This is a genomic window from Pseudomonas gingeri (assembly GCF_013385635.1).
Classification (GTDB): Bacteria; Pseudomonadota; Gammaproteobacteria; order Pseudomonadales; family Pseudomonadaceae; genus Aquipseudomonas; species Aquipseudomonas gingeri_A.
In genome coordinates this window covers 1-23,446 of the sequence record NZ_JACAPR010000030.1, presented here as the reverse complement: position 1 = coordinate 23,446, position 23,446 = coordinate 1, and the positions used below count along the sequence as shown (strand labels likewise).

Sequence of the window (23,446 nt, the reverse complement as noted above, 5' to 3'; positions counted from 1 at the left end):
ATCATTAGGCCAGTTCAGCTTACCGGCGATGACGTCTGGACAGGCGGTGCAAGGCTCAAGGGCGCCATCGCTCTTATATGAGTTCGTGTTCGAAAAAGTGTTTGCGCTTGCGGCAACATTCACGTCCGAAAATGGCGAGATCGGTCACACTGCCGGTGCTAACCTGCGCCCATGAACACGACAACCGTTGCGATATTTCCCACTGCCGATATCTGCGAAAAGGCGCGCCTGAGTCGTGATGCGCGGTTCGACGGGGTGTTTTTCACCGCCGTACTCAGTACTCGGATCTACTGTCGGCCGGTCTGTCCGGCGCGGCCACCCAAGGTCGAGAATGTGCAGTACTACCCCAGCGCCGCCGCCGCCGAAGCGCTGGGTTTCCGGCCCTGCCTGCGCTGTCGGCCGGAACTGGCGCCGGGCAATAGCGTCTGGTTGCACGGTGAACATCGGGTGGCACGAGCCCTCAAGCTGATTCACGAAGGTTTTCTCGCCGAGCACTCGCTCGACGAACTGGCGGCTCGCCTGGACGTCGGTGGACGACAATTGCGTCGTCTGTTTGTCCAGCACCTCGGCGCGCCGCCCATCGCGGTGCATTCGACCCAGCGCCTGCTGTTCGCCAAGCAGTTGCTGACCGAAACAGCGCTGCCGATTACCGAGGTGGCATTGGCTTCGGGCTTCCAGAGCCTGCGCCGGTTCAATTCGGCTTTTGCCGAAGCCAACCGCGTCGCGCCTCGGGAGTTGCGGCGCAAGCCCAAGGCCAGTAGCAGTAATGTTTTGGTCCTGCGGCTCGCTTATCGACCACCCTACGATTTCAAGGCACTGTTAGCGTTTCTTGCCAGCCGTGCCTTGCCGGGGATAGAGGTGGTCGAGGCGGACAGCTATCGACGGGTCTTCGGCGATGCCGAATCGCCCAGTTGGCTGCGGGTCAGTCAGTGGTCCGCTGAAGGTCATGCCTTGAAGCTGGAACTGTTCAATGTCGCGCCCGCGCAGATGTTGCCGGTAGTGACGCGGATTCGCCGGATGTTCGATCTGGATGCCGACCCGCAGGCCATCGCCGCCACGCTCGGCGCCAGCCCGGTGCTGGCGCCCTTGGTCGAGCGTTATCCCGGCCAGCGCCTGCCGGGCGGTTGGGACGGTTTCGAGGTTTCGGTACGGGCGGTATTGGGCCAGCAGGTCAGTGTCGCCGCGGCACGCACGCTTGCCGCGCGCCTGCTGAGCCGTTTCGGAACCGTACTTGAAGCTCCACTGGCACCGGGCCTGGACCGGCTGTTTCCCGCGCCTGAACAACTGCTCGACGCCGACCTGGGCTCCATCGGTGTGATCCGCACCCGCATGGCCACTATCCAGGGTATTGCCCGGGCCTTGCTCGACGGCCGGGTGAACTTTCGCGCCGAGCAGCGGTTGGATGACTTCGTCAAAAGCTGGGTGGTGCTGCCGGGTATCGGCGAATGGACGGCCCATTACATCGCCATGCGCGTGCTCAATCATCCGGATGCGTTCCCCGCAGCGGACCTGATCCTGCGCCGGGAAGTCGTTGAGGACGGTCCGCCCTTGACCAGCAGAGCCCTTGAGGGACTGGCCGAGGACTGGAGGCCGTGGCGCGCCTATGCGGTCATGTACCTGTGGCGCCGGGCGGTGGAATCCGAATCGATACGCAGGAGCCAGAAATGACTGCAAGCGTGATCTATTACGATGTGATGCCTTCGCCCATCGGCCCGATGATGCTGGTGGCCGACGATGACGGACTGCGCGAACTGCGTTTCGAGCTGGATTATCGGCCGCAGACACCGCTGGACGGTTGGTTGCATGCCCCGGAAAAGCTGGCGCCGGTGCGCAGGCAACTGGAAGAGTACTTCGCCGGTGAGCGCCTGGAATTCGATCTCAAGCTCAATATGCAGGGCACGGACTTCCAGAAGGAAGTATGGGATGCACTGGCGACGATTCCCTACGGCGTGATCACCAGCTATGGGCAGATCTGCCAGCAGATCCAGCGGCCCAAGGCGTCACGGGCGGTGGGCGCCGCCAATGGCCGCAACCCGGTGCCGGTGATCGTGCCTTGCCACCGGGTGATAGGCAGCAATGGCACGCTGACCGGCTTTGGTGGCGGGCTGGCGGCCAAGCAGTGGCTGCTGGAGCATGAGTCGCGGCATTTTCAGCTCCGCTGAATTCAAGATATTCTGTGAGCGGGCTGTGTGGTGAGCGGGCTTGCCCTAATAACCTGTGGGAGCCGGCTTGCCGGCGATGGCGTCCGTTCAGGCGAGGCATGGCTCAAGGGCGCCATCGCTGGCAAGCCAGCTCCTACATGGGCCGTGACAATAACGATATTTGGCGGTGACGCACCAACTTGTAGGAGCCGGCTTGCCGGCGATGGCGTCCGTTCAGGCGAGGCATGGCTCAAGGGCCTCATCGCCGGCAAGCCGGCTCCTACAGCAAGCCCGTGTCAGAGACTCAGGCGCATCGACAGGTCCACCGCCTTTACATCCTTGGTCATCGCGCCAATCGAGATGTAGTCGACGCCGGTCCCGGCAATCGGCCGCAAGGTGCTTTCATTGATGCCGCCACTGGCTTCGAGCTTGGCCTTGCCGGCGTTCAGGCGCACGGCTTCGCGCATGTCGTCCAGGCTCAGTTCGTCGAGCATGATGATATCGGCGCCCGCCGCCAGCGCTTCCTTCAATTCTTCCAGGCTTTCCACTTCGATTTCCACCGGCTTGCCCGGTGCGATCTTGTGGGCGGCGCTGATGGCCTGGGCAATCCCGCCGCAGGCAGCGATATGGTTTTCCTTGATCAGGAAGGCGTCATAGAGGCCGATGCGGTGGTTATGGCAGCCGCCGCAGGTCACCGCGTACTTCTGCGCCAGGCGCAGACCCGGCAGGGTCTTGCGGGTATCCAGCAGCTTGACCGCGGTATCGGCCACCTGGTCGGCGTAGTAGCGCGCGTGGCTGGCAATGCCGGAGAGCATCTGCAGGAAGTTCAAGGCGCAACGTTCGCCGCTGAGCAGCGAGCGCGCCGGACCTTCGAGGTGGAACAGCACCTGGTTCGGGTTGACCCGCTCGCCGTCGCGCACCTGCCAATGCACCGCAACCCGTGGATCGAGCTGGCGAAAGACCGCGTCGACCCAGGCCGTGCCGGCAATCGTCGCTTCGTCACGGGTGATGATGGTGGCCTTGGCCAGCCGTTCGGCGGGGATCAGTTGCGCGGTGATGTCGCCGCTGCCGATGTCTTCGAGCAACGCACGGCGCACGTTGGCTTCGATTTCGGCGGTCAGGTCGGCGAGACGTAGATTCGGCATAACGGGCTCCACAAACAAAGTCGCCCGATTATAGGGCCTTGGCGCGAGCTAACCCAAGGCGCGCCGGCCAATACGATGCCCCGCAAACCTGCATTTGGTCGCTTCGGCTGAGCGTTTTTGCGTCTCCGACGGTCTATTGAACGCCATGCATGAAAAGGAATTGCAGAGTTCGCTAGCAAAAGTGACATCTTTTGCAAGATAATATGCCTTGTAATTGACGTCATAGCTTTGACGTCTCTGTGATTCCCTGATTATCGATACCCCGACGGGTGCCCGGGCACCCGCCGCGAAGGGCTTGTGAGCGATTTGCCACGGCCCGCGCACACCGATTGTTCACACAGAACCGAAGAACCGCAGCAGCAGGAGGCTTGGATGCACAATGACGGGAAGGTAGTGCCTTTGCACAAGGCCACCGATGAACGAGCGACGCCGTCGCCGCTCGCCCGTTTGCCCGTGGTTCTGCTCCAGGTTCGCGACAAGGCCGCGCAGCAGCTCAAGCAAGGCTTGCAGGGGCTGTTCGACAATGCCGACGACACTCTGTTCGAAATGGCCGACAAGGCCCTGAACAATGTCGACCAGAACACCTTCTTCGAAGCCATGCGCGACCTGCGTCTCAAGCGCAAAAGTATCGAGCGCGGCTTTCTCGAGCGTTTTTTCGAGGCCTTTGTCGGCCTCGGTCAGTACGATATCAACGAGGTGACGCTGCCGACGCCGATGTCCTACGACAAGCTGGCGCTGGTACCGAACGACGAACTGGAAAAGACCGTCGCCCTGGACGCCATGGTCGCCAAGGTTCTCAGCCGTGACGGTTTTGCCCTCGGGCAATTGACCACCCGCTTGAATGCCTTGATCACCCGACGCCTCGAGGACCAGGACAACCCCATGGGGCCGGCGATGCTCTGTGAGTATTTCCTGGAGGCCGGGCGTGACTTGGGGGTGGAGATCAAGGTCAAGCTGATCATTCTCAAGTTGTTCGAGAAGTATGTCCTCAGCGACGCCGACCAGTTGTATGCCGAAGCCAACCAATTGCTGATCGCCACCGGCGTGCTGCCGGAACTCAAGGCCGTGCCGGCGCGGCGTGCTTCCGATCGTCCGGCCGCCAGTACGCGGGCGAGCCAGGGTGAGGCGGGAGCGGCCAAGTCGGGCTCGTCATCCCTCGATGCCAGTGTCCAGGAAGTTTTCTCGGCCTTGCAGGAGCTGTTGCTGCATGTCCGCGGCAGCGTGGCGCCCAGGCTGGATGTGGGGTCCGAGGTCCAGCCGATTTCCACCGGCGACCTGTTGCGGCTGCTTTCGCATTTGCAGCAGTACGTGCCGACGCAGACTGCTCCGGACGATTTCGACCTGCGCAACCAACTGGAACAGTTGTTGACCCGGGTCAGCGTCAAGAGCGGCAAGTCACGTGTGGTCGGGGTCATGGACGAGGACGTGATCAACCTGATCGCCATGCTCTTCGAATTTATCCTCGATGACCGTAACCTGCCGGACTCCCTGAAGGCATTGATCGGACGCCTGCAGATTCCGATGCTGAAAGTGGCGGTGCTGGACAAGAGCTTTTTCAGTCGTGGCAGTCATCCGGCCCGACGTCTGCTCAACGAAATCGCCGCCGCGGCCATGGGCTGGGGAGCGCGCGACGACTATCAGCGCGATGCGTTGTACGTGCGCATCGAGCAGATCGTGCAGCGTTTGTTGAATGACTTTGTCGACGATCCGGCGATCTTCTCCGAGTTGCTGGTGGATTTCCTCGCCTTTACCAGTGACGAACGCCGCCGCAGCGAGTTGCTCGAGCAGCGTACCCGCGATGCCGAAGAAGGCCGGGCCAAGGCCGAACAGGCTCGTCAGCAGGTCCAGGAAGTGCTGAACGAGCGACTGCTGGGCAAGACCTTGCCAGAAGTCGTGGTGCGTCTGCTGCAGGAGGCCTGGAGCAAGGTGCTGTTGCTCACCTGCCTCAAGCACGGCGAAGCGTCCGCCGAGTGGCAGGCTGGCCTGCAAACCATGGACGACCTGATCTGGAGCGTGGAGCCCCGGGGCCAGGCCGATGCCCGCCTGCGTCTGCTGGAACTGGTGCCCGGTTTGCTCAAGGCGTTGCGCGACGGCCTGACCAGTGCCGCCTTCGATCCGTTTGCCACCAGCGAGTTTTTCAGCCAGCTGGAAAACCTGCATGTCCAGGTCTTCCAGCGCCTGGCAAAGCAGCAGGCCGAGCCGGCCGCCATCGACGAGATGCAACCGGCGATGGTCGCAGTGCTGGAGGAAATCGTCCTCGGCTCACCGGATGACACGTTCACCGAGGAGCGCCAGGTGGAATTGCCTGCAGACGACGCCGGGCTGTTGTGGGTCCGGCAGTTGCGGGTCGGCAACTGGGTCGAGATCCGTGAAGACGAGGAAAACAGCCTGCGTTGCAAACTGACGGCGATCATCGAGTCGACCGGCAAGTACATCTTCGTCAACCGTACCGGCATGAAGGTGCTGGAACGCACGGCCCAGGGCCTGGCCGTCGAGTTCCGGCGCGGTGCTGTGCGGCTGTTGGACGACGCGCTGCTGTTCGACCGCGCCCTGGAGTCGGTCATCGGCAACCTGCGGCGGTTGAAGGCCCGCTGAGGTTTTTGCGCAGAGAGTGCTGCCCATCCTGGCCTCTCTCGCGGCATACTGGGCCTGTCGCTTTTATCCTCGAAGGAACCTGTATGCAGCTGGATCCCGCCACGGGTTGGTGCCAGGACGTGTGTCACTGTCCGTCACCCAACTTCAATGAGCGCCCCGAAGGGGAAGTTTCCCTGCTGGTGATCCACAACATCAGTCTGCCGCCGGGGCAATTCGCCACCGGGAAGGTCCAGGAGTTTTTCCAGAATCGCCTGGATGTCACGGAACATCCCTACTTTGACGGCATTGCCCACCTACGGGTGTCTGCGCATTTTCTGATTGAACGTGACGGCAAGGTCACGCAGTTTGTCTCCTGTCTGGAGCGGGCATGGCATGCCGGCGTGTCGAGTTTCGAGGGGCGCGAGACCTGTAACGATTTCTCCCTGGGCATCGAGCTGGAGGGCACCGACGATCTGCCTTTTACCGAAGCGCAGTATGCGTCGCTGATTACCTTGACCCGGCAGTTGCTGGACGCTTACCCGGCACTGACCCCGCAACGGATCTGCGGCCACAGCGACATTGCCCCGGGCCGCAAGACCGATCCGGGAGCGGGCTTTGACTGGGGGCGCTTTCGCGTCGCCCTGCTGGAAAAAGGAGAGTCACAATGAGTTTTCTGGTGCTGCTGCTGGCGGTCTGGATCGAGAAGTTCTCGGCCCTGCGCCAGCGTGTGCAGCGTGATGGCGCCTGGTTGGGCGAACTGGCGAAGCTTGAGTCCAGCCCGCGTTGGGCGAAACAGCCGTGGCTGGTACTGGTGCTGCTGGTGTTGCTGCCGGTCGCCTTGCTCGGTTTGCTGCTGATGGTGCTGCAGCCGGTCGCCTATGGCCTGCTGGCGTTGCCGGTGCATCTGTTGGTGGTGATCTACAGCCTGGGGCGCGGCGATCTGTTGGCGGCACTGGGACCTTTTCGCGATGCCTGGCGGCGCGGTGACGTGCAGGCCGGGGTGCATGTCGCCCGGCGCGACATGAACGTGAAGTGCGCCGAGAATGGCGAGGAGCTGCTGGAGAAGGTCCAGGGCTACCTGCTGTGGCAGGCCTATCAGAGTTTCTTCGCGGTGATCTTCTGGTATTTCCTGCTGGGCCCGGTGGCCGCCTTGAGCTATCGCCTGCTGGCCCTGGCCACGGAGCACAGCCGCAACCCTGCCCTGGCCGAGCGCGCCATCCTGTTGCGCCATGCCTTCGATTGGCTGCCGGTGCGCCTGCTGGCGGCGAGCCTGGCGCTGGTCGGCAATTTCGTCGCGGTCAGCCGGGTGATGTTGCACGAGCTGCTCAACTGGGACATCACCGCCGAGCAGTTGGTGGAGAAAGTCGGACGGGTGGCCGGAGAAGTGCCGGCTGCGGTCGTGGGTGCCGATGGCGTCACCAGCCTGGACAGTCTCTGGGAACTGCTGCTGCGGGCTGCGGTGCTCTGGTATGCCGGTTTTGCCTTGTGGACCGTGCTGATCTGATCTTTCAGGGCTGCTGAAGGCTTCGGGGGCAAGCCACCCTCCCACAGGCAGACCCCATCCGATCGTTCCCACGCTCCGCGTGGTAACGCCGCCATGGACGCTCTGCGTCCGCTTCTGTGACGCAGAGCGTCACGGGCTGCATTCCCACGCTGGAGCGTGGGAACGATCATGATCGCCGGCAAGCCGGCTCCCGCGGATTTCATGGGGGCCGGTTAACCTTAAGTTACAAAACTCCTTTCCGAATTACGTTATACAAGCAGTAGCTGCGGATGCTGGCTTTGTGCCTCGTCGTGCCTGCCACTATAAAAATAATAGGAAAGGGAGCGTTCTAGTGAAGAGCTTGCTATATCCCGCCGTCGCCCTGATGAATCGCCTGAGCTTCGGGATGAAGTTCAGCCTGATCAGTGTGCTGTTCTTCGTGCCGATGTTGGTGACCAACTTTTATCTGGTCCGTGACTCCTACCGTGAGTTCTCCGCCACCCAGGTCGAGCTGCAAAGCCTGGACCTGCTCGGCAGCAGCCTGATCCTGCGACGTGATCTGGAGACCCTGAACAATCAGGTGCAGATCAACGCGGTGCTGGGGCAATCCGGCAAGGCCGGTGACCTGGAGAGCCGGATCAGCCAGCTTGAGCAAAGCGTCCTGGAGCGACTCCAGGGCCTGACGGCGGTGACCAGCGAGCCGGAGCAGATGGCGGTCTTCACGGCCAAACGCGATGAAATGGTCAGCGCGTTCAAGGTCCAGCAAGCCGAAAGTTCCCTGTTGAGCAAAAGCGCCCTGATCGAAAAGCTGCTGGGCAAGGCGCAGATCTTCAGCAAGATCATCGCCAGCCAGTCCGGGCTCAGCCGTGATGGCCAGAGCGATCTGCGCCAGTTGAGCGAGTTGATCACCAGCGTCACCCCGCAAGTCACCCAGACCCTCGGCGAAGGACGCTCCATGGGCGCCTATTCCCTGGGCCAGGGATTTCTCAATTCCTCGTCCAGCACCCGCTTTGACGAACTGCTGCAGCAGATCGAGAAGCTGCAGGCCGAATATGCCCTCAAGTTGCAGGACGCCCTGGGCAGCAGCCGCAACGCCCATGGGGCGCTGGACTCGTTGACCGCGGCCAGCCAGGCCTCGCTGAAAAAAGCCAGCGAGGTGTTCGAGGAACAGGTGGTGATGGCCGAAACCCTCGAAGCGCCCTGGCCGGCATTCTACGACCAGGTCAGTGGCCTGATGGCCCAGACCTACAAGCTCAATGACGCGACCCTGGCCTATATCGATCAGGAACTGCAACAGCGCCTGGCGCAGAACCGCCTGCATATGCTGTTGCTGGTCGTGGCGCTGGCGGTGGTGTTTCTCTCCATCGTCTACCTCTATGGCGGCTTCTACGCGTCGACCCGCACCACCTTGCGCCGCCTGGGCGAAATGATGGACAAAGTCGCGGCAGGCGACATGACCGTCAGTTTCGTTGCTCACAGTCGCGATGAACTGGGGGAACTGGGCGCGGTGTTCAACGGCACGGTGGCCAAGATCCATGACCTGATCGAGCGGGTCGGGCAGACGGTCGGTGAAGTCGAGCGCCAGGCCGGGCAGGTGGAGTCGGTATCGGCCCAGAGTAACCAGGCGGTGGCCGGCCAGCGCAGTCAGATCGAGCAGGTTGCCACGGCGATGAACCAGATGTCGGCCACCGCCCAGGAAGTGGCGCGCAGTGCGGCGGCGGCGGTCAGCAGTGCCCACAGTGTCAATGATGAAACCTTGAGCGGGCGTGCCCTGGTGGAGTCGCAGCAGGGCAGCATTGCCCAGTTGGCCGGGGAGATCGACCAGTCGGTACAGGTGATCAACCAGTTGGCCATCGACAGCCAGTCCATCAGCCGGGTACTGGAGGTGATCAAGAGCATCGCCGAACAGACCAACCTGCTGGCCTTGAACGCTGCCATCGAAGCGGCGCGTGCCGGCGAGCAGGGGCGTGGCTTCGCGGTGGTGGCCGATGAGGTCCGTACCCTGGCCAAGCGCACCCAGCAATCGACCGAAGAGATCGAACAGATGATCAGCAAGCTGCACGGCGGTGTCGGGGCGGCGGTCAAGGCCATGGGGGTCAGCCATCAGATGGCGGACGGTACCGTGAGCCAGTCGGAGAAGGTCCAGCAGGCCCTGGAAAATATTCTTGGCGCGGTCGGCATGATTGTCGACCAGAACCAGCAGATCGCGGCGGCTGTCGAACAGCAGACCGCTGTCGCCCACGATATCGACCGGAATATCGTCGAGATCAATCGGGCCGGAGAACGCACCGCGGACGGTGCACACCAGACCGAAAGTGCCAGCCGGCAACTATCGGCCCAGGTGGTTGAGTTGAAGCAGTTGATTGGCGCCTTCCGGGTATGACGGGCGTCGTGGGTCTTGGAACAGTCTGTAGTACTTAAATGCTTGGTGCGTAGGTCAAATCCTGTTTTCTTTATGGGCCGGTCTTTCTGCTTACGATGGGTGAAAAGCCATCTATACCAGACCCATCGGTAAGCCGTTACCGCCCGGGAGGAACAGGTTTGAAGGATACGCTCATGGGCGTCAAGGGGACCTGTGCGCACTGCAGTGGCACATTTCCCCTCAGCGCCTGGCATTTGAACGCGATTGCCATCAATGAAAGTTTTGCCTGCCGCTGCTGCAACAAGGCGGTACAGCTCAATTGCCCGAAGCAACTGAAACGCTTCAGGTCGCTGGACGCATTGTCGCCACTCAAGGCCAGTATGGTGCTGTTGATCAGTACTTCGTTGCTGGTCGCCCTGGTCTGCGAGTGGGTCGGCCTGATCAGCGTGGTCGAGCAACTCAATTTTTCCCTGCTGGCGCTGCTGCTGTATTTCGCGACCTTGCGTTACGCCCGCCACCGGCAGCAGATGACGCTGGTCCTGCAGGTCGCGGTCAGGCCGGATTCGCTGGCCAGTTGAACAGCGCACACGCGTTGGCGCTGCTGGCGGCGGCCAATGCCTGCGGGCTGACGGCCATGAGTCCGGCCAGGGCGGTGCAGATGGCCGGCAGGTGTTCCGGGCTGTTGCGCATGCCGGCATACATGACCGGCGCCATGTCCGGCGAATCGGTTTCCAGCACCACGGCATCCAGGGGCAGATCGGCAATCACTTTGCTCAGGCGCAACGCCTGTGGCCAGGTCCCGGCGCCACCCAGGCCGAGCTTGAAACCGAGCTTGAGGTATTCCCGGGCTTCTTCGCGACTGCCGGCAAAGGCGTGGATGATCCCGCCACGAGCCGGGCGAAAACGCTTGAGTGTGGCAATGGTTGCCGCATGGCTGCGACGTACATGGAGCAGGGCCGGCAGATTGAAGTCCACGGCGAGCTGCAACTGCGCCTCGAACAGTACCTGCTGGCGTTCGCGATCGAGCTGCGGCAGAAAGTAATCCAGGCCGAATTCACCCACCGCGCACAGCTGCGGATGCCGGGCCAGGCGACTGAGCCAGTCAGCCAGTTCGTCCAGGTCGGCGGGGCGATGATCTTCCAGGTACACCGGGTGCAGGCCGAATGCCGCATGCAGTTGCGGATCGCTCAGCACCAGGTCCCAGACCCGCTGCCAGTTCTGCCGATAGACCCCCAGCACCACCATCCGCCCGACACCCAGGGCACGACTGCGCCCGAGCAGTGCGTCGCGGTCTTCATCGAAGTCTGGAAAGTCGAGATGGGTGTGGGTGTCGATCAGCTCCATGCTCAGGACTCGCGGAGACGCTGCTTGAAGGTCCGGGCAATCGCCTGGACGCCGGGCCGGTAGTCCTTCTCCTCGATGGCGGCGAGGGCCAGTTGCAGAGCCTTGTCGGCGATCAACAGGTGTTGCTGGGCCATGGCGTTGACGGGCAGGGGCAGGAAATCCAGCAACTGGGTGTCGCCGAAAGTGCCCAGGCGCAACGGCTGTGGCTTGAGCGGATGGTCGTGCAAGGCATCGAACACACCTTGCAGCAGCACATAAGAGGTGGTGACCAGGGCATCGGGCAGATGGCCGAGGCGCTTGACCAGCGCATCCATCAGTTGCCGGCCACACTCACGACTGAAGGCTTCGCCGTGTTCGATCAGGACCTCGCCCTTGAAACCGTCCAGCGCGTCCTTGAAGCCGCCGGCCCGCTGCCGGCTGATGCTCAACTCGGCGCGAGCGCCGATCAGGGCGATATGGCGCGGCATCGGTTGCAACAGGCTGCGGGTCAGTTGCAGGCTGGCCTGGTGGTCGTCACTGACCACCGAGCAGAAATGCGTGGGCTCCATTTCCCGGTCGATGGCGATGACCGGCATTCCCAGGTCCTGCAACTGGCGATAGCTGTCGTCCTCGGCCGGCAGGCAACTGGCGACAAACAAGGCGTCGCAGCGACGGGCACGGAACAGTTGCAGCAACTGGCGTTCGCTTTCCGGATTATCGTCGGAGCTGGCGATCAGCAACTGATAACCACGGGCGCGGGCGCCTTGTTCCAGCAGCTTGGCGATGCGTGCGTAACTGGGGTTTTCCAGGTCTGGGAGGATAAAGCCGAGGGTGCGCGTCTTGCGACTGCGCAGGCCGGCGGCCTGGGGGTTGGGCGTGAAGCCATGCTGCTCGACCACGGCCCGGACCCGCTCCACGGTGCTGCTGCTGATACGCTGTTGCTCGGCCTTGCCGTTGATGACGTAGCTGGCGGTGGTGACGGACACACCGGCCAGTTGGGCAATATCACTGAGTTTCAAGCGGATGATTCCTTGTTTGCTGTAGCTCACGGCTGCATTTTCTCTGATCGTATCCTATTCCGGCAGTCGACTGTGGAAGCGGGCGGGTGTGGGCACCGGGTGGGTAGGGGAGCCAACTTGTGGGGAAGCGGGCTCGTGTGGGAGCGGGCTTGCCCGCGAACAGGCCCGCCAGATCACTGAAATATGCACGGCTTTTCCAGCAGATTCGCCGACAGCCAGTTGTCGACCAGCAGGGCTTCAACCCGGAACAATAATCGAGTAACGTGTCCTACAGACTAGATTAAACGTTTCAGCAAGCGTATTTTCCTGGGATTGCGTCCGGTGCCATGGTCCTGCCGAAAGACCGTTTCGCCCTGTTTGGCATGCAAACCCAGGCTGATTCATTCAAAACAATACCTAGCGTCCCATTGTGGGCGCTGAATAGGAGAAAGGCATGCTCGAGCTCACCGTAGAGCAGATTTCCATGGGCCAGTCGGCCGTGGACAAGTCTGCTGCCCTGCAATTGCTTGCGGACAAGCTGGTGACCGACGGCCTGGTGGCCGAGGGCTACCTGGCCGGCTTGCAGGACCGTGAGGCGCAAGGCTCGACCTTTCTCGGCCAGGGTATCGCGATTCCCCATGGCACCCCGCAGACCCGCGACCAGGTATTCGCCACGGGTGTGCGCCTGCTGCAGTTTCCCGAAGGCGTGGATTGGGGCGATGGCCAGATCGTTTACCTGGCCATCGGCATCGCGGCGAAATCCGACGAACACCTGCGCCTGCTGCAACTGCTCACCCGTGCCCTCGGCGAGACCGACCTGGGCCAGGCCCTGCGCCGTGCAAGCTCTGCCGAAGCCTTGCTGAAACTGCTACAAGGCGCGCCCCAGGAACTGGCGCTGGATGCACAGATGATCGGTCTCGGCGTGGCGGCCGATGATTTCGAAGAACTGGTCTGGCGCGGCGCCCGCCTGCTGCGCCAGGCCGATTGTGTGAGCAACGGTTTTGCCGCGGTCCTGCAGCAGGTCGAGGCGCTGCCGCTGGGCGACGGTTTGTGGTGGCTACACAGCGAGCAGACGGTCAAGCGGCCAGGGCTGGCGTTTGTCACGCCGGAAAAGCCGTTGCGTTATCTCGGCCAACCCTTGAGTGGACTGTTCTGCCTCGCCAGTCTCGGCGAGGCCCACCAGGCCCTGCTCGAACGTCTTTGCGCGCTGCTGATCGAAGGGCGTGGCCATGAGCTGGGTCGTGCCACCAGCAGCCGGGCGGTGCTGGAGGTGCTGGGCGGCGAGCTGCCGGCCGACTGGCCGAGCGCGCGCATTGCCCTGGCCAATGCCCATGGCCTGCACGCCCGGCCGGCGAAGGTCCTTGCACAACTGGCGAAAAGTTTTGACGGCGATATCCGTGTGCGCATCGTCGATGCCCAGGGCAGCGCGGTGTCGGTGAAAAGCCTGAGCAAGCTGCTCAGCCTCGGCGCGCGCCGGGCCCAGGTGCTGGAGTTCATTGCCGAGCCGGGGATCGCCGCCGATGCCTTGCCGGCCTTGCTGGCGGCGGTGGCAGAAGGCCTCGGCGAGGAAGTCGAACCCTTGCCGGCGGTGAGCGTCGCCAGTGTGGTCGTGGACGAGGTGGTCGTAGCCTTGACGGCACCGGTTGCCGGCAGCCAGGTCCAGGCGATTGCCGCCGCGCCGGGGATCGCCATCGGCCCCGCGCATATCCAGGTCCCGCAGACGTTCGACTACCCGTTGCGTGGCCAGTCGGCCGCGCTCGAGCGCCAGCGCCTGCACAGCGCACTGAGTGAGGTGCGCCAGGGTATCGATGGCCTGATCCAGCGCAGCAAGGCCAAGGCCATTCGCGAGATTTTCATCACCCACCAGGAAATGCTCGACGACCCTGAACTGAGTGACGAGGTGGATACCCGTCTCAAGCAGGGTGAAAGCGCCGAAGCCGGCTGGATGGCGGTGATCGAGGCGGCCGCCCGGCAGCAGGAGTCCTTGCAGGATGCACTGCTGGCCGAGCGAGCGGCGGACCTGCGGGATATCGGCCGGCGCGTGCTGGCGCAGTTGTGTGGTGTCGAAACCCTGGCCGAGCCCGAGCAGCCCTATGTACTGGTGATGGACGAAGTCGGCCCGTCCGATGTGGCGCGCCTGGATCCGGCGCGGGTGGCGGGGATTCTCACCGCCCGCGGCGGAGCCACGGCGCACAGTGCGATCGTCGCCCGTGCCCTGGGTATCCCGGCACTGGTCGGGGCGGGCGCGGCGGTGCTGTTGCTGGCGCCGGGCACGACACTGTTGCTCGATGGCCAGCGTGGCCGGTTGCATGTCTCGCCGGATGCCGTCGCCTTGCAGCGTGCCACCGAGGAGCGCGACAGCCGCGAACAGCGCCTGCGCCAGGCCGCCGAACAACGTCACCAGGCGGCGCTGACCCGTGACGGGCATGCGGTGGAAGTCTTTGCCAATATCGGTGAAAGCGCCGGAGTCGCCGGCGCGGTGGAACAGGGCGCCGAAGGCATCGGTCTGTTGCGCACCGAACTGATCTTCATGGCGCATCCGCAAGCGCCGGACGAAGCCACCCAGGAAGCCGAATACCGGCGTGTGCTCGACGGCCTGGGCGGGCGACCGCTGGTGGTGCGGACCCTGGATGTCGGTGGCGACAAGCCATTGCCTTATTGGCCCATCGCCAAGGAAGAGAACCCGTTCCTTGGCGTGCGCGGTATCCGCCTGACCCTGCAACGGCCGCAGATCATGGAAAGTCAGTTGCGGGCTCTGTTGCGGGCCGCTGACAACCGTCCGCTGCGGATCATGTTCCCGATGGTCGGCAGTGTGGCGGAGTGGCGCCAGGCCCGGGACATGACCGAGCGCCTGCGTCTGGAGATCCCGGTGGCCGACCTGCAACTGGGGATCATGATCGAGGTACCCTCGGCGGCCTTGCTGGCGCCGGTGCTGGCGCGGGAAGTGGATTTCTTCAGTGTCGGCACCAACGACCTGACGCAATACACCCTGGCCATTGACCGTGGTCATCCGACACTTTCGGCCCAGGCCGATGGCCTGCACCCGGCGGTGCTGCAACTGATCGACATCACCGTGCGCGCGGCCCATGCCCATGGCAAATGGGTGGGCGTCTGCGGCGAACTGGCGGGCGACCCGCTGGCGGTGCCGGTGCTGGTGGGGCTGGGGGTGGACGAACTGAGTGTTTCGGCCCGCAGTATTCCCGAGGTCAAGGCGCGGGTGCGCGAACTGACCCTGCCGGCCGCACAGGCCCTGGCCCGTGCGGCCCTGGCCGTGGGTAGCGCCGATGAAGTGCGCGCCCTCGTGGAGGCGGTGTAATGGCGCGGATTCTGACCCTGACCCTGAACCCGGCGCTGGACCTGACCGTGCAACTGGCACGGCTGGAGCCGGGCCAGGTCAATCGCAGCGAGGCCATGCAGACCCACGCGGCCGGCAAGGGCGTGAATGTCGCCCAGGTGCTGGCGGATCTCGGGCATCAACTGACCGTGAGTGGTTTTCTCGGCGAGGACAATCAACAAGCCTTCGAGAGCCTGTTTGCCCGCCGTGGATTTGTCGATGCCTTTGTCCGCGTGCCGGGGGAGACCCGCAGCAATATCAAGCTGGCCGAGCACGACGGCCGGATCACCGACCTCAACGGTCCCGGTCCGCTGGTCAGTGCCGAGGCCCAGCAAGCCTTGCTGGACCGGCTGGAACAGATCGCCCCCGGTCATGATGCCGTGGTGGTCGCGGGCAGTCTGCCCCGGGGCGTCAGTCCGCAATGGCTGCAAGCCCTGTTGCGGCGGTTGAAACAGCTGGGCCTGAAAGTCGCCCTGGACACCAGTGGCGCAGCCTTGCAGGCCGGACTAGCGGCGGGGCCGTGGCTGATCAAGCCGAATACCGAGGAGTTGTCCGAGGCGCTGGATAGCCCCGTGACGTCGCCGCTCGCGCAATCCGAGGCGGCGGCCCGGTTGCGTGCCCAGGGCATCGAGCACGTGGTGGTTTCCCACGGTGCCGAAGGGGTCAACTGGTTCTGCGCCGCACCGGCATTGCACGGGCTGCCGCCGACCGTCAGCGTGGCGAGCACCGTCGGTGCCGGCGACGCGTTGCTGGCCGGCATGCTTCATGGCCTGCTCAGCGGGCACGGCGCGGAGCAGACCCTGCGCACGGCCACGGCGATTGCCGCCCTGGCCGTGACCCAGATCGGTTTCGGCATCGGTGACAGGGAACGACTGGCGCAGCTTGAACGCGGCGTCAGCGTGCACGCCCTGACAGAACAATAAGAGGGATTGTGATGAAGTTAGCCATTGTTACCGCCTGCCCGAACGGCATGGTCACCAGCGTGTTGTGCGCTCGCCTGCTGGAAGCGGCGGCCCAGCGCCAGGGCTGGAGCACCAGTGTCGAAGTACACGACAGCCGGCACCCGGAGCGCCAGCTGTCGGCGGCAACCCTCTCGGCGGCGGAATGGGTGCTGGTGGTCGGCAGCGCGCCTGTGGATATGTTGCGCTTTGTCGGCAAGCGGGTGTTCCAGACCACCCCGGCCCAGGCGTTGCAGGACGTCGAAGCGATACTGCGACGCGGTGCCGAAGAAGCGAGTGTCTACATCGCCCCCGAGGCCGCGGTTGCGGCGCCGGTGGTGGCCCAGCGCGCACCGCGCCTGGTGGCGGTGACGGCCTGTCCGACCGGCGTCGCTCATACCTTCATGGCCGCCGAAGCCTTGCAACAGTCGGCCAGGCGCCTGGGCTACGAGCTGCAGGTGGAAACCCAGGGCTCGGTCGGTGCACGCAACCCGTTGAGTGCGGCAGCGATTGCCGAAGCCGACGTGGTCTTGCTGGCGGCCGATATCGAAGTCGCCACCGAGCGTTTCGCCGGCAAGAACATCTACCGTTGCGGCACCGGCGTGGCCTTGAAGCAACCGGACGCGACCCTGAACAAGGCACTGGCCGAAGGCAAGCCGGAGAGTGCCGCGACGGACACTGGCGCGGCCCCGGCCAGGCAGGAAAAGACCGGGGTCTACAAGCACCTGCTGACCGGTGTTTCGTTCATGTTGCCGATGGTGGTGGCGGGCGGCCTGCTGATCGCGCTGTCATTCGTGTTTGGCATTACCGCGTTCAAGGAGCCCGGCACGCTGGCCGCTGCGTTGATGCAGATCGGCGGGGAAAGCGCCTTCAAGCTGATGGTGCCGCTGTTGGCCGGCTATATCGCCTACTCGATCGCCGACCGTCCCGGACTGGCGCCGGGGATGATCGGCGGGCTGTTGGCGAGCACCCTCGGTGCCGGGTTTATCGGCGGGATCGTCGCCGGTTTTCTCGCCGGCTACAGTGCCAGGGCGATCAATCGTCATGCGCGGTTGCCGGCCAGCCTGGAAGCCCTCAAGCCGATCCTGATCATTCCGTTGCTGGCGAGCCTGTTCACCGGCCTGGTGATGATCTATGTGGTCGGCAAGCCGGTGGCGGGGATGCTGGAGGGGCTGACGCATTTCCTCGACAGCATGGGTACCACCAACGCGATCCTGTTGGGTGTCCTGCTCGGCGGGATGATGTGCGTCGACCTTGGCGGGCCGATCAACAAGGCGGCGTATGCCTTCTCGGTCGGGCTGCTGGCGTCGCAGAGTTATGCGCCGATGGCCGCGACCATGGCCGCCGGCATGGTGCCGCCAATCGGCCTGGGCATCGCCACGCTGATTGCCCGACACAAGTTTGCCCGGAGCGAGCGGGAGGCGGGTAAGGCTGCCTTCGTGCTGGGCCTGTGCTTTATCTCGGAAGGGGCGATTCCCTTTGCCGCCAAGGACCCGTTGCGGGTGATTCCGGCGAGCATCGCCGGTGGCGCGCTGACCGGTGCCCTGTCGATGTACTTCGGCTGCAAGCTGATGGCGCCCCATGGCGGGCTGTTCGTGATGCTGATTCCGAATGCGATCAACCACACGCTGCCGTATCTGCTGGCGATCATCGCCGGCAGCCTGCTGACGGCGGTGACCTATGCCGTGCTCAAGCGACCGGAAGCAGTCGAGTTGACCGTGGAGCCGGCCCAGGCGTAATGATCGTTGATGATCGTTCCCATGCTCCCGCGTGGGAATGCCTCTCTGGACGCTCTGCGTCCGCTTTGTGACGCGGAGCGTCACGGGCTGCATTCCCACGCGGAGCGTGGGAACGATCGGTGAGTGAGCGGTGGGGGCAGGTCAGTAGACATCCCGCCGATAGCGCCCTTGCTCGATCAGGCGTTCAACCGCCTCGGCACCGAGCAGTTCCGCCAGGACCTGGTCGACGCCCGCTGCCATGCCCTGCAGGCTGCCGCAGATGTAGATCGCGGCACCCTCGGCGAGCCAGCGGTGCAGTTCATCCGCCGTTTCCCGCAAGCGGTCCTGTACATAGATCTTGTCCTGCTGGTCCCTGGAGAATGCCAGGTCCAGCCGGGCGAGATCGCCCGTCGCCAACCAGCCTTGCAACTCCTCACGGCAGTAGAAGTCGTGGGTAATATTACGTTCGCCGAACAGCAACCAGTTGCGTGCCTGGCCATCGGCGATACGTGCCTTGAGCAGGCTGCGCAATCCGGCCAGGCCGGTGCCGTTGCCCAGCAGGATCAGTGGACGCGGCTCGGCGGGCAGATGGAAACCGCTGTTACGTCGCAGGCGCAGGCTGATGGCCGACCCCACGGGCGCGTATTCGCTCAGCCAGCCTGAGCCGAGTCCGAGGCTGCCGTCCGCGTGCCGTTCCTGACGGACCAGCAGTTCCAGCTGGCCGTCACTGGCGATGGAAGCAATGGAGTATTCACGCTGGGCGAGGGGCACCAGCGCATCGACCAGCGCCTGGGCGTGCAGGCCTACCAGATGGCCGCGATTATCCGGCAACTGACGACCGGCCAAGGCCTGGGCCAGGGTTTCCTGCAGGCCGTCGAGCTGCACCGGGGTGCTTGACTCCAGGCCGAGCCCGTTCAGGAAGTGTTCGACTGCCGCGCTGGGGTGACGCGGCATGATTTCCACCAGGTCACCTGCTTGCCATGAGGTTGGCGTCGGAGCATCCAGGCCGATCAGGTAGACGCCGGAACCGCTGCTGCCCGGGTTGAGCAACTCGCGCCGAGCGAGGGTCCAGTTGTCGAACCGTGGCGCTTGCCACGCCGCCAGGGGCGCGCCGCCGGTTATCTGGCTGAGCTGCTGTTGCCAGTAGCGCAGGGCGTAGGGGTCACCGCTGTCGACTTCAATCGGTGCGAACAGGACGTTGCCGCCGCGGGCTTCGAGCCAGTGGTGCAGGCGTCGGGCAAAGCCGCAGAAATGCGGGTACTGGCGATCACCGAGGGCCAGCACCGAATAGTTCAGGCCATCGAGGGCCAATGCCTGACCCAGCACTTTGCGCTCGAAGCCACGGGCGCTGTCGGGTGCTTCGCCGTCACCAAAGGTGCTGACGACAAACAGCGCATGCTGCGATTCGCGCAGGTCCCGTTCGCCGACCTCGGCCAGGGGCTGGACCCGCACCGGCAGGCCGGCGGCCTGCAATTGACCGGCGGTCTGCCAGGCCAGTTGTTCGGCGAAACCGCTCTGGCTGGCGAAACCCACCAGCCAGGCAGGCGCATTGCTGCTGTTCTGGCCGAGTCCACCGCGGGCTTTTTTCACCGCGCGCTTCTTGCGACGGCGATCCAGGTACAGCAACCATCCGGTGATGAAGAACAGCGGCATGGTCAGGCTGGAAATCGTCAGCAGGATGCGTCCGGTGATGCCGAAGTAACTGCCGACATGCAGCGCATAAAGGCTGGTCAGCAATTGGCCCTTGAGGCTTTTGTCGGCATAGCGGAAGTGCTCGCGGATGGCGCCGGTGGCGGGATCCAGCATGATCTGGTTGAGGGCGCGATCATGGGGTGAGTCGTTGAGCAGGTAATACACGGTTGCCGGCTGGCCGGCCACCGGTGGCATGCGGATGTTATAGGCACTGAGTTCGGGGCCGGCGGCACCCTTGATACTGGCCCAGATAGCGTCGTAGTCGGCGGTGGGCGCCGGGCCGGCAGGGGGTGGGGCTCGTCCGACCTTGCGCTGCTGGGCCACGGAGTCGGCGAGCAGCTTGTTCAGGCCGTTGCTGTACCACTCGTAGGACCAGGATAGCCCGGTCAGGGCCGACAACAGGTAGAACACCAGGCACCAGGTGCCGGCTACCGAGTGCAGGTCCCAGTTGAAGGCCCGGCCTTTTTTCGCCCAGTCGAGGGTCAGCCAGGCGCGCCAGTCGAGGGCCTTGCGCGGCCAGCGCAGATACAGGCCGGAGAGACAGAAGAACACCAGCATCAGGGTGCAGGCGCCGGTGATCTGGCGACCGGTGTCACCCATCGCCAGGAACCGGTGCAGTTGCAGCATCAGGTTGAAGAAGTCCTGGCCGACGACATCGCCCTGGTAGTCACCGGTATAGGGATCGAAATAGCGTAGTTGCCCACGCCGCTCGCCCGGCGGCGCGGTGAAAAATACCCGGCCGGCGCTGTCGCCGTGGGGTTCCACCCACAGCATCGCGACGGTCTGGCCTTCCTGCGCTTCGAGCTTGCGTACCAGTTCGGCGGGCGGCAGGGCTTCATGGTTGGGTGCTTCGACTTGCAGTACCGAAGGATTGAGCAGACGCAGCAGTTCGTCCTGGAAGGACACCGTGGCCCCGGTGATGCCCATGAACGCCAGCACCAGCCCGGCACTGATGCCGAACAGCCAATGCAACTGGAACAGTGTTTTCTTCAACACGGCGACCGCCTTGCTCAATCAAAGTCATGCTTCACGGCGCGCATTATGCCGTGTGTGCGAATGCGACGAATTCATATTTGTTAGCTTTTTACAAACAGACCGCTACATAACGCTACAGACGCCAGGGCGGTCGGAAACGCAGATGTAAGGCGCTTATCGGCGCGTATCTTACCGTATCAATGGGAATCAGATACTATTGCGATTATTTCTCTTTAAGGTGTCGGCGTCATGCTGTTGTACAGGCGCGAAGAGGTGCTGGACGGCGACTCGCTCAAGGTCATGCTGGAAGAGAACCCGGCCCGCGCAGCCCAGGCGATCCTGCTGGCGGCGGCGGAAGGGGTCGTCGAGGCCCAGGCGTTGCTGGGGCAGATCCTGCTGGACGGGCAGGGCATCGAACGCGACCAGGCCCTGGCACTGCGCTGGTTTGAAATCGCCGCGAATGACGGTCACCTGATGGCGCGCAACATGCTCGGGCGTTGCCATGAGCACGGCTGGGGTTGCGCGCCTGATGAGCGGCTGGCGGCGCGGCATTACCGCCTGGCGGCGCAGGGCGGGCTGGACTGGGGGTTGTACAACTACGCCAACCTGCTGGCGACCGGACGCGGGGTGCGGGAGGATCAGGCCCTGGCGTTGGCGCACTACCGGCGTGCCGCCGGGATGGGCCATGCCAGATCGATGAACCTGCTGGGGCGCTACCTGGAAGATGGGCGTTTCTGTCCCGCTGACCTTGTTGCCGCCTGCGAGTGGTATCGCCTGTCCGCCGAGGCAGGGGATTTTCGCGGGCAGTTCAGTTACGCGACGGTGCTGGCCGACCTGGGCCGGGTCGACCAGGCGCTGGAGTGGCTGCGCAAGGCGCTGGCTGGCGGCAATCTGAAATTCCTGCGGATCAGTCGCCAGACCCTGCTGGCGGCCAGGGATCCGCGAATCCGTGCCATGGCGCTGGCCTACCACCAGCAGGCGGCCGCCCTGGGCGACGAGCAGGACCGCGCGGCGCTGCACAGGTTGTTGGGCTGAGCCTTCAAGCGCCCTGGAGTACCTTCTGTAGACCCGGGCATCGATGGGTGCCAGCGGATAGCCCGGCAAAGTGACAATAAAAAAGGCCCGTGAGCAATCACGGGCCTTTCGGCTGCAGCGCAGGTGTGGAGGCTTACACGTAGAACGACTTCAGCGGCGGGAAGCCATTGAATTCAACCGCGCTGTAGCTGGTGGTGTAGGCGCCGGTGGACAGCCAGTAGAGGCGGTCGCCGATGGCCAGGTTCAGGGGCAGGCCATACTTGTAGTTTTCGTACATGATGTCGGCGCTGTCGCAGGTGGGCCCGGCGATGACCACTTCTTCCATCTCGCCTTTCTTCTCGGTCCAGATCGGGAACTTGATGGCTTCGTCCATGGTTTCGATCAGGCCGGAGAACTTGCCCACGTCGGTGTATACCCAGCGCTCGACGGCGGTCCGCGATTTACGCGCCACCAGCACCACTTCGCTGACCAGGATCCCGGCGTTGGCGATCAGCGAACGGCCAGGCTCGAGGATGATTTCCGGCAGGTCGTCGCCGAAGTCTTCCTTGAGGAAGCGGATGATTTCCTCGGCGTAGGTTTCCAGGCTGTTGGTGCGGGTGATGTAGTTGGCCGGGAAGCCGCCACCCATGTTGATCAGCTTGAGGTGGATGTTGTCTTCTTCCTTCAGGCGCTCGAAGATCACCTTGACCTTGGCGATGGCCGCGTCCCAGACGCTGATGTCGCGCTGTTGCGAACCGACGTGGAAGGACACGCCGTAAGGCACCAGGCCCAGGTCGCGGGCGAGGATCAGCAGGTCCATGGCCATGTCGGTCTGGCAGCCGAACTTGCGCGACAGTGGCCAGTCGGCCGTGGTCGAGCCTTCGGTGAGGATGCGTACGTAGACTTTCGAGCCCGGTGCGGCCTTGGCGATATTGCGCAGATCGGCTTCGGAGTCGGTGGAATAGAGGCGCACGCCCTTCTCGTAGAAGTAACGGATGTCCTTGGACTTCTTGATGGTGTTGCCGTAGCTGATGCGGTCCGCGCTGACGCCCTGGTTCAGCACCTTGTCCAGCTCGTAGATCGAGGCGATGTCGAAGCTCGAGCCTTTCTTGTTCAGCAGGTCGATGATTTCAACGGCCGGGTTGGCCTTGACGGCGTAGTACACCTTGGCGAATTCGAAACCTGCACGCAGGTCATCGTAGGCCTGGGAGATCATCTGGGTATCGATGACCACGAAAGGGGTTTCTTGCTTGTCGGCGAACGCCTTCATTTTCTGAAAGGTATCGCGCGCGAAATAGTCTTCGACCTGGATCGACATGCGGGGGGACTCCTAGTGGCAAACTTGAGTTATCAATGGGTGCAAATGAACGTCCTCCGTATCCCCACTTTGGTTCGCCTACTTCCCAAGGCATGTCGCCGAAAGCAAAAAGGCCATGGGATCAACCGCGTCCCTTGGCCTTGCTGTCTCGTCGTCAGGACTTGAGCCGGATGGATCGTTTCCAGCATGGACGTTCGGCGCGAACTTTAGGACTTGAGGGGCTTGAGATCAACTAAAAATGTCGCGTTTTTGCACGCGCTCGTCGCGTAACTCGGATCAGTCACTTATTTAACCGACCCGGATGACAGTCTGATGTTCCCCCGGGAAGGGGATTTTTGCGGGTTTTATGCCAATCCCCGTTGGCGCTGTCTGTGTCGGAGGGGCGGGTCTGGGAGCAGGCTGTTGTGGGAGCCCGCGAAGCTGTTGGCGGT

The 23,446-nt window shown here is 63.5% G+C and carries 16 protein-coding genes; 11 read left to right on the top strand and 5 right to left on the bottom strand.

The features are described 5' to 3' along the window. Positions 1–171 precede the first annotated feature (171 nt). Both HX851_RS30130 and HX851_RS30125 read left to right on the top strand, forming a co-directional pair. On the top strand, positions 172–1,668 hold the full coding sequence (locus HX851_RS30130) for an AlkA N-terminal domain-containing protein (protein WP_177066434.1): 1,497 nt from the start codon (positions 172–174) through the stop codon (positions 1,666–1,668). Beyond that, positions 1,665–2,162 (top strand): methylated-DNA--[protein]-cysteine S-methyltransferase, encoded by a 498-nt coding sequence (locus HX851_RS30125; RefSeq protein ID WP_177066432.1) that lies wholly within the window; start codon positions 1,665–1,667, stop codon positions 2,160–2,162. The genes HX851_RS30130 and HX851_RS30125 overlap by 4 nt, the downstream gene beginning before the upstream one ends. Positions 2,163–2,437: 275 nt before the next feature. Here HX851_RS30125 and nadC read toward each other — a convergent pair whose 3' ends face one another. Beyond that, on the bottom strand, positions 2,438–3,286 hold the full coding sequence (gene nadC / locus HX851_RS30120; RefSeq protein ID WP_177066430.1) for a carboxylating nicotinate-nucleotide diphosphorylase: 849 nt from the start codon (positions 3,284–3,286) through the stop codon (positions 2,438–2,440). 372 nt (positions 3,287–3,658) lie between these two features. Between nadC and HX851_RS30115 the strand changes: the two genes are divergently transcribed. The 5 genes from HX851_RS30115 (at position 3,659) to HX851_RS30095 (ending at position 10,283) form a co-directional block, all read left to right on the top strand. Next, a complete protein-coding gene (locus tag HX851_RS30115; protein ID WP_177066429.1) occupies positions 3,659–5,881 on the top strand; it encodes a DUF1631 domain-containing protein in 2,223 nt (740 codons plus the stop codon). Positions 5,882–5,964: 83 nt separating this feature from the next. Next, positions 5,965–6,528 carry a 1,6-anhydro-N-acetylmuramyl-L-alanine amidase AmpD gene (gene ampD / locus HX851_RS30110; protein ID WP_177055163.1) on the top strand — a complete coding sequence of 188 codons (564 nt, stop codon included), beginning with the start codon at positions 5,965–5,967 and terminating at the stop codon, positions 6,526–6,528. Continuing rightward, positions 6,525–7,364, top strand: coding sequence for a regulatory signaling modulator protein AmpE (gene ampE / locus HX851_RS30105; protein ID WP_177055161.1), 840 nt, complete (start codon positions 6,525–6,527; stop codon positions 7,362–7,364). Before ampD ends, ampE begins: the two co-directional genes overlap by 4 nt. A 331-nt stretch (positions 7,365–7,695) precedes the next feature. Further along, the gene (locus HX851_RS30100; protein ID WP_177066427.1) at positions 7,696–9,726 is read left to right on the top strand and encodes a methyl-accepting chemotaxis protein; all 2,031 of its coding nucleotides are present in this window, start codon (positions 7,696–7,698) and stop codon (positions 9,724–9,726) included. A gap of 173 nt (positions 9,727–9,899) precedes the next feature. Beyond that, positions 9,900–10,283, top strand: coding sequence for a hypothetical protein (locus HX851_RS30095; protein WP_177066425.1), 384 nt, complete (start codon positions 9,900–9,902; stop codon positions 10,281–10,283). Here HX851_RS30095 and HX851_RS30090 read toward each other — a convergent pair. Next, on the bottom strand, positions 10,258–11,049 hold the full coding sequence (locus HX851_RS30090; RefSeq protein WP_177066423.1) for a TatD family hydrolase: 792 nt from the start codon (positions 11,047–11,049) through the stop codon (positions 10,258–10,260). The genes HX851_RS30095 and HX851_RS30090 overlap by 26 nt on opposite strands. A 2-nt stretch (positions 11,050–11,051) precedes the next feature. After that, a complete protein-coding gene (cra, locus tag HX851_RS30085) occupies positions 11,052–12,047 on the bottom strand; it encodes a catabolite repressor/activator (protein ID WP_177066420.1) in 996 nt (331 codons plus the stop codon). Between the two features lie 433 nt (positions 12,048–12,480). On the opposite strand from cra, the gene ptsP reads away from it, so the two are divergent. Genes ptsP through HX851_RS30070 form a run of 3 tightly spaced genes read left to right on the top strand, consistent with a single transcriptional unit; the run spans position 12,481 to position 18,037 of the window. Continuing rightward, the gene (gene ptsP, locus HX851_RS30080; RefSeq protein ID WP_177066419.1) at positions 12,481–15,342 is read left to right on the top strand and encodes a phosphoenolpyruvate--protein phosphotransferase; all 2,862 of its coding nucleotides are present in this window, start codon (positions 12,481–12,483) and stop codon (positions 15,340–15,342) included. After that, positions 15,342–16,283, top strand: coding sequence for a 1-phosphofructokinase (pfkB, locus tag HX851_RS30075; protein ID WP_177066417.1), 942 nt, complete (start codon positions 15,342–15,344; stop codon positions 16,281–16,283). Before ptsP ends, pfkB begins: the two co-directional genes overlap by 1 nt. 11 nt (positions 16,284–16,294) lie before the next feature. Then, positions 16,295–18,037 carry a PTS fructose-like transporter subunit IIB gene (locus HX851_RS30070; RefSeq protein ID WP_177066415.1) on the top strand — a complete coding sequence of 581 codons (1,743 nt, stop codon included), beginning with the start codon at positions 16,295–16,297 and terminating at the stop codon, positions 18,035–18,037. A 141-nt stretch (positions 18,038–18,178) separates the two neighbouring features. Here the strand turns inward: HX851_RS30070 and HX851_RS30065 are convergent, their stop codons facing one another. Beyond that, the gene (locus tag HX851_RS30065; RefSeq protein WP_177066413.1) at positions 18,179–20,704 is read right to left on the bottom strand and encodes a PepSY domain-containing protein; all 2,526 of its coding nucleotides are present in this window, start codon (positions 20,702–20,704) and stop codon (positions 18,179–18,181) included. Between the two features lie 228 nt (positions 20,705–20,932). On the opposite strand from HX851_RS30065, the gene HX851_RS30060 reads away from it, so the two are divergent. Next, positions 20,933–21,718 (top strand): tetratricopeptide repeat protein, encoded by a 786-nt coding sequence (locus HX851_RS30060; protein ID WP_177066412.1) that lies wholly within the window; start codon positions 20,933–20,935, stop codon positions 21,716–21,718. A gap of 133 nt (positions 21,719–21,851) precedes the next feature. Here HX851_RS30060 and HX851_RS30055 read toward each other — a convergent pair whose 3' ends face one another. Then, positions 21,852–23,015 (bottom strand): type III PLP-dependent enzyme, encoded by a 1,164-nt coding sequence (locus tag HX851_RS30055; protein ID WP_177055143.1) that lies wholly within the window; start codon positions 23,013–23,015, stop codon positions 21,852–21,854. Positions 23,016–23,446 lie beyond the last annotated feature (431 nt).

Coding starts and splice junctions, on each gene's coding strand:
- HX851_RS30130 (WP_177066434.1), top strand. CDS start 172: ATGAACACGACAACCGTTGCGATATTTCCCACTGCCGATATCTGCGAA.
- HX851_RS30125 (WP_177066432.1), top strand. CDS start 1,665: ATGACTGCAAGCGTGATCTATTACGATGTGATGCCTTCGCCCATCGGC.
- nadC (WP_177066430.1), bottom strand. CDS start 3,286: ATGCCGAATCTACGTCTCGCCGACCTGACCGCCGAAATCGAAGCCAAC.
- HX851_RS30115 (WP_177066429.1), top strand. CDS start 3,659: ATGCACAATGACGGGAAGGTAGTGCCTTTGCACAAGGCCACCGATGAA.
- ampD (WP_177055163.1), top strand. CDS start 5,965: ATGCAGCTGGATCCCGCCACGGGTTGGTGCCAGGACGTGTGTCACTGT.
- ampE (WP_177055161.1), top strand. CDS start 6,525: ATGAGTTTTCTGGTGCTGCTGCTGGCGGTCTGGATCGAGAAGTTCTCG.
- HX851_RS30095 (WP_177066425.1), top strand. CDS start 9,900: ATGGGCGTCAAGGGGACCTGTGCGCACTGCAGTGGCACATTTCCCCTC.
- HX851_RS30090 (WP_177066423.1), bottom strand. CDS start 11,049: ATGGAGCTGATCGACACCCACACCCATCTCGACTTTCCAGACTTCGAT.
- ptsP (WP_177066419.1), top strand. CDS start 12,481: ATGCTCGAGCTCACCGTAGAGCAGATTTCCATGGGCCAGTCGGCCGTG.
- pfkB (WP_177066417.1), top strand. CDS start 15,342: ATGGCGCGGATTCTGACCCTGACCCTGAACCCGGCGCTGGACCTGACC.
- HX851_RS30070 (WP_177066415.1), top strand. CDS start 16,295: ATGAAGTTAGCCATTGTTACCGCCTGCCCGAACGGCATGGTCACCAGC.
- HX851_RS30060 (WP_177066412.1), top strand. CDS start 20,933: ATGCTGTTGTACAGGCGCGAAGAGGTGCTGGACGGCGACTCGCTCAAG.
- HX851_RS30055 (WP_177055143.1), bottom strand. CDS start 23,015: ATGTCGATCCAGGTCGAAGACTATTTCGCGCGCGATACCTTTCAGAAA.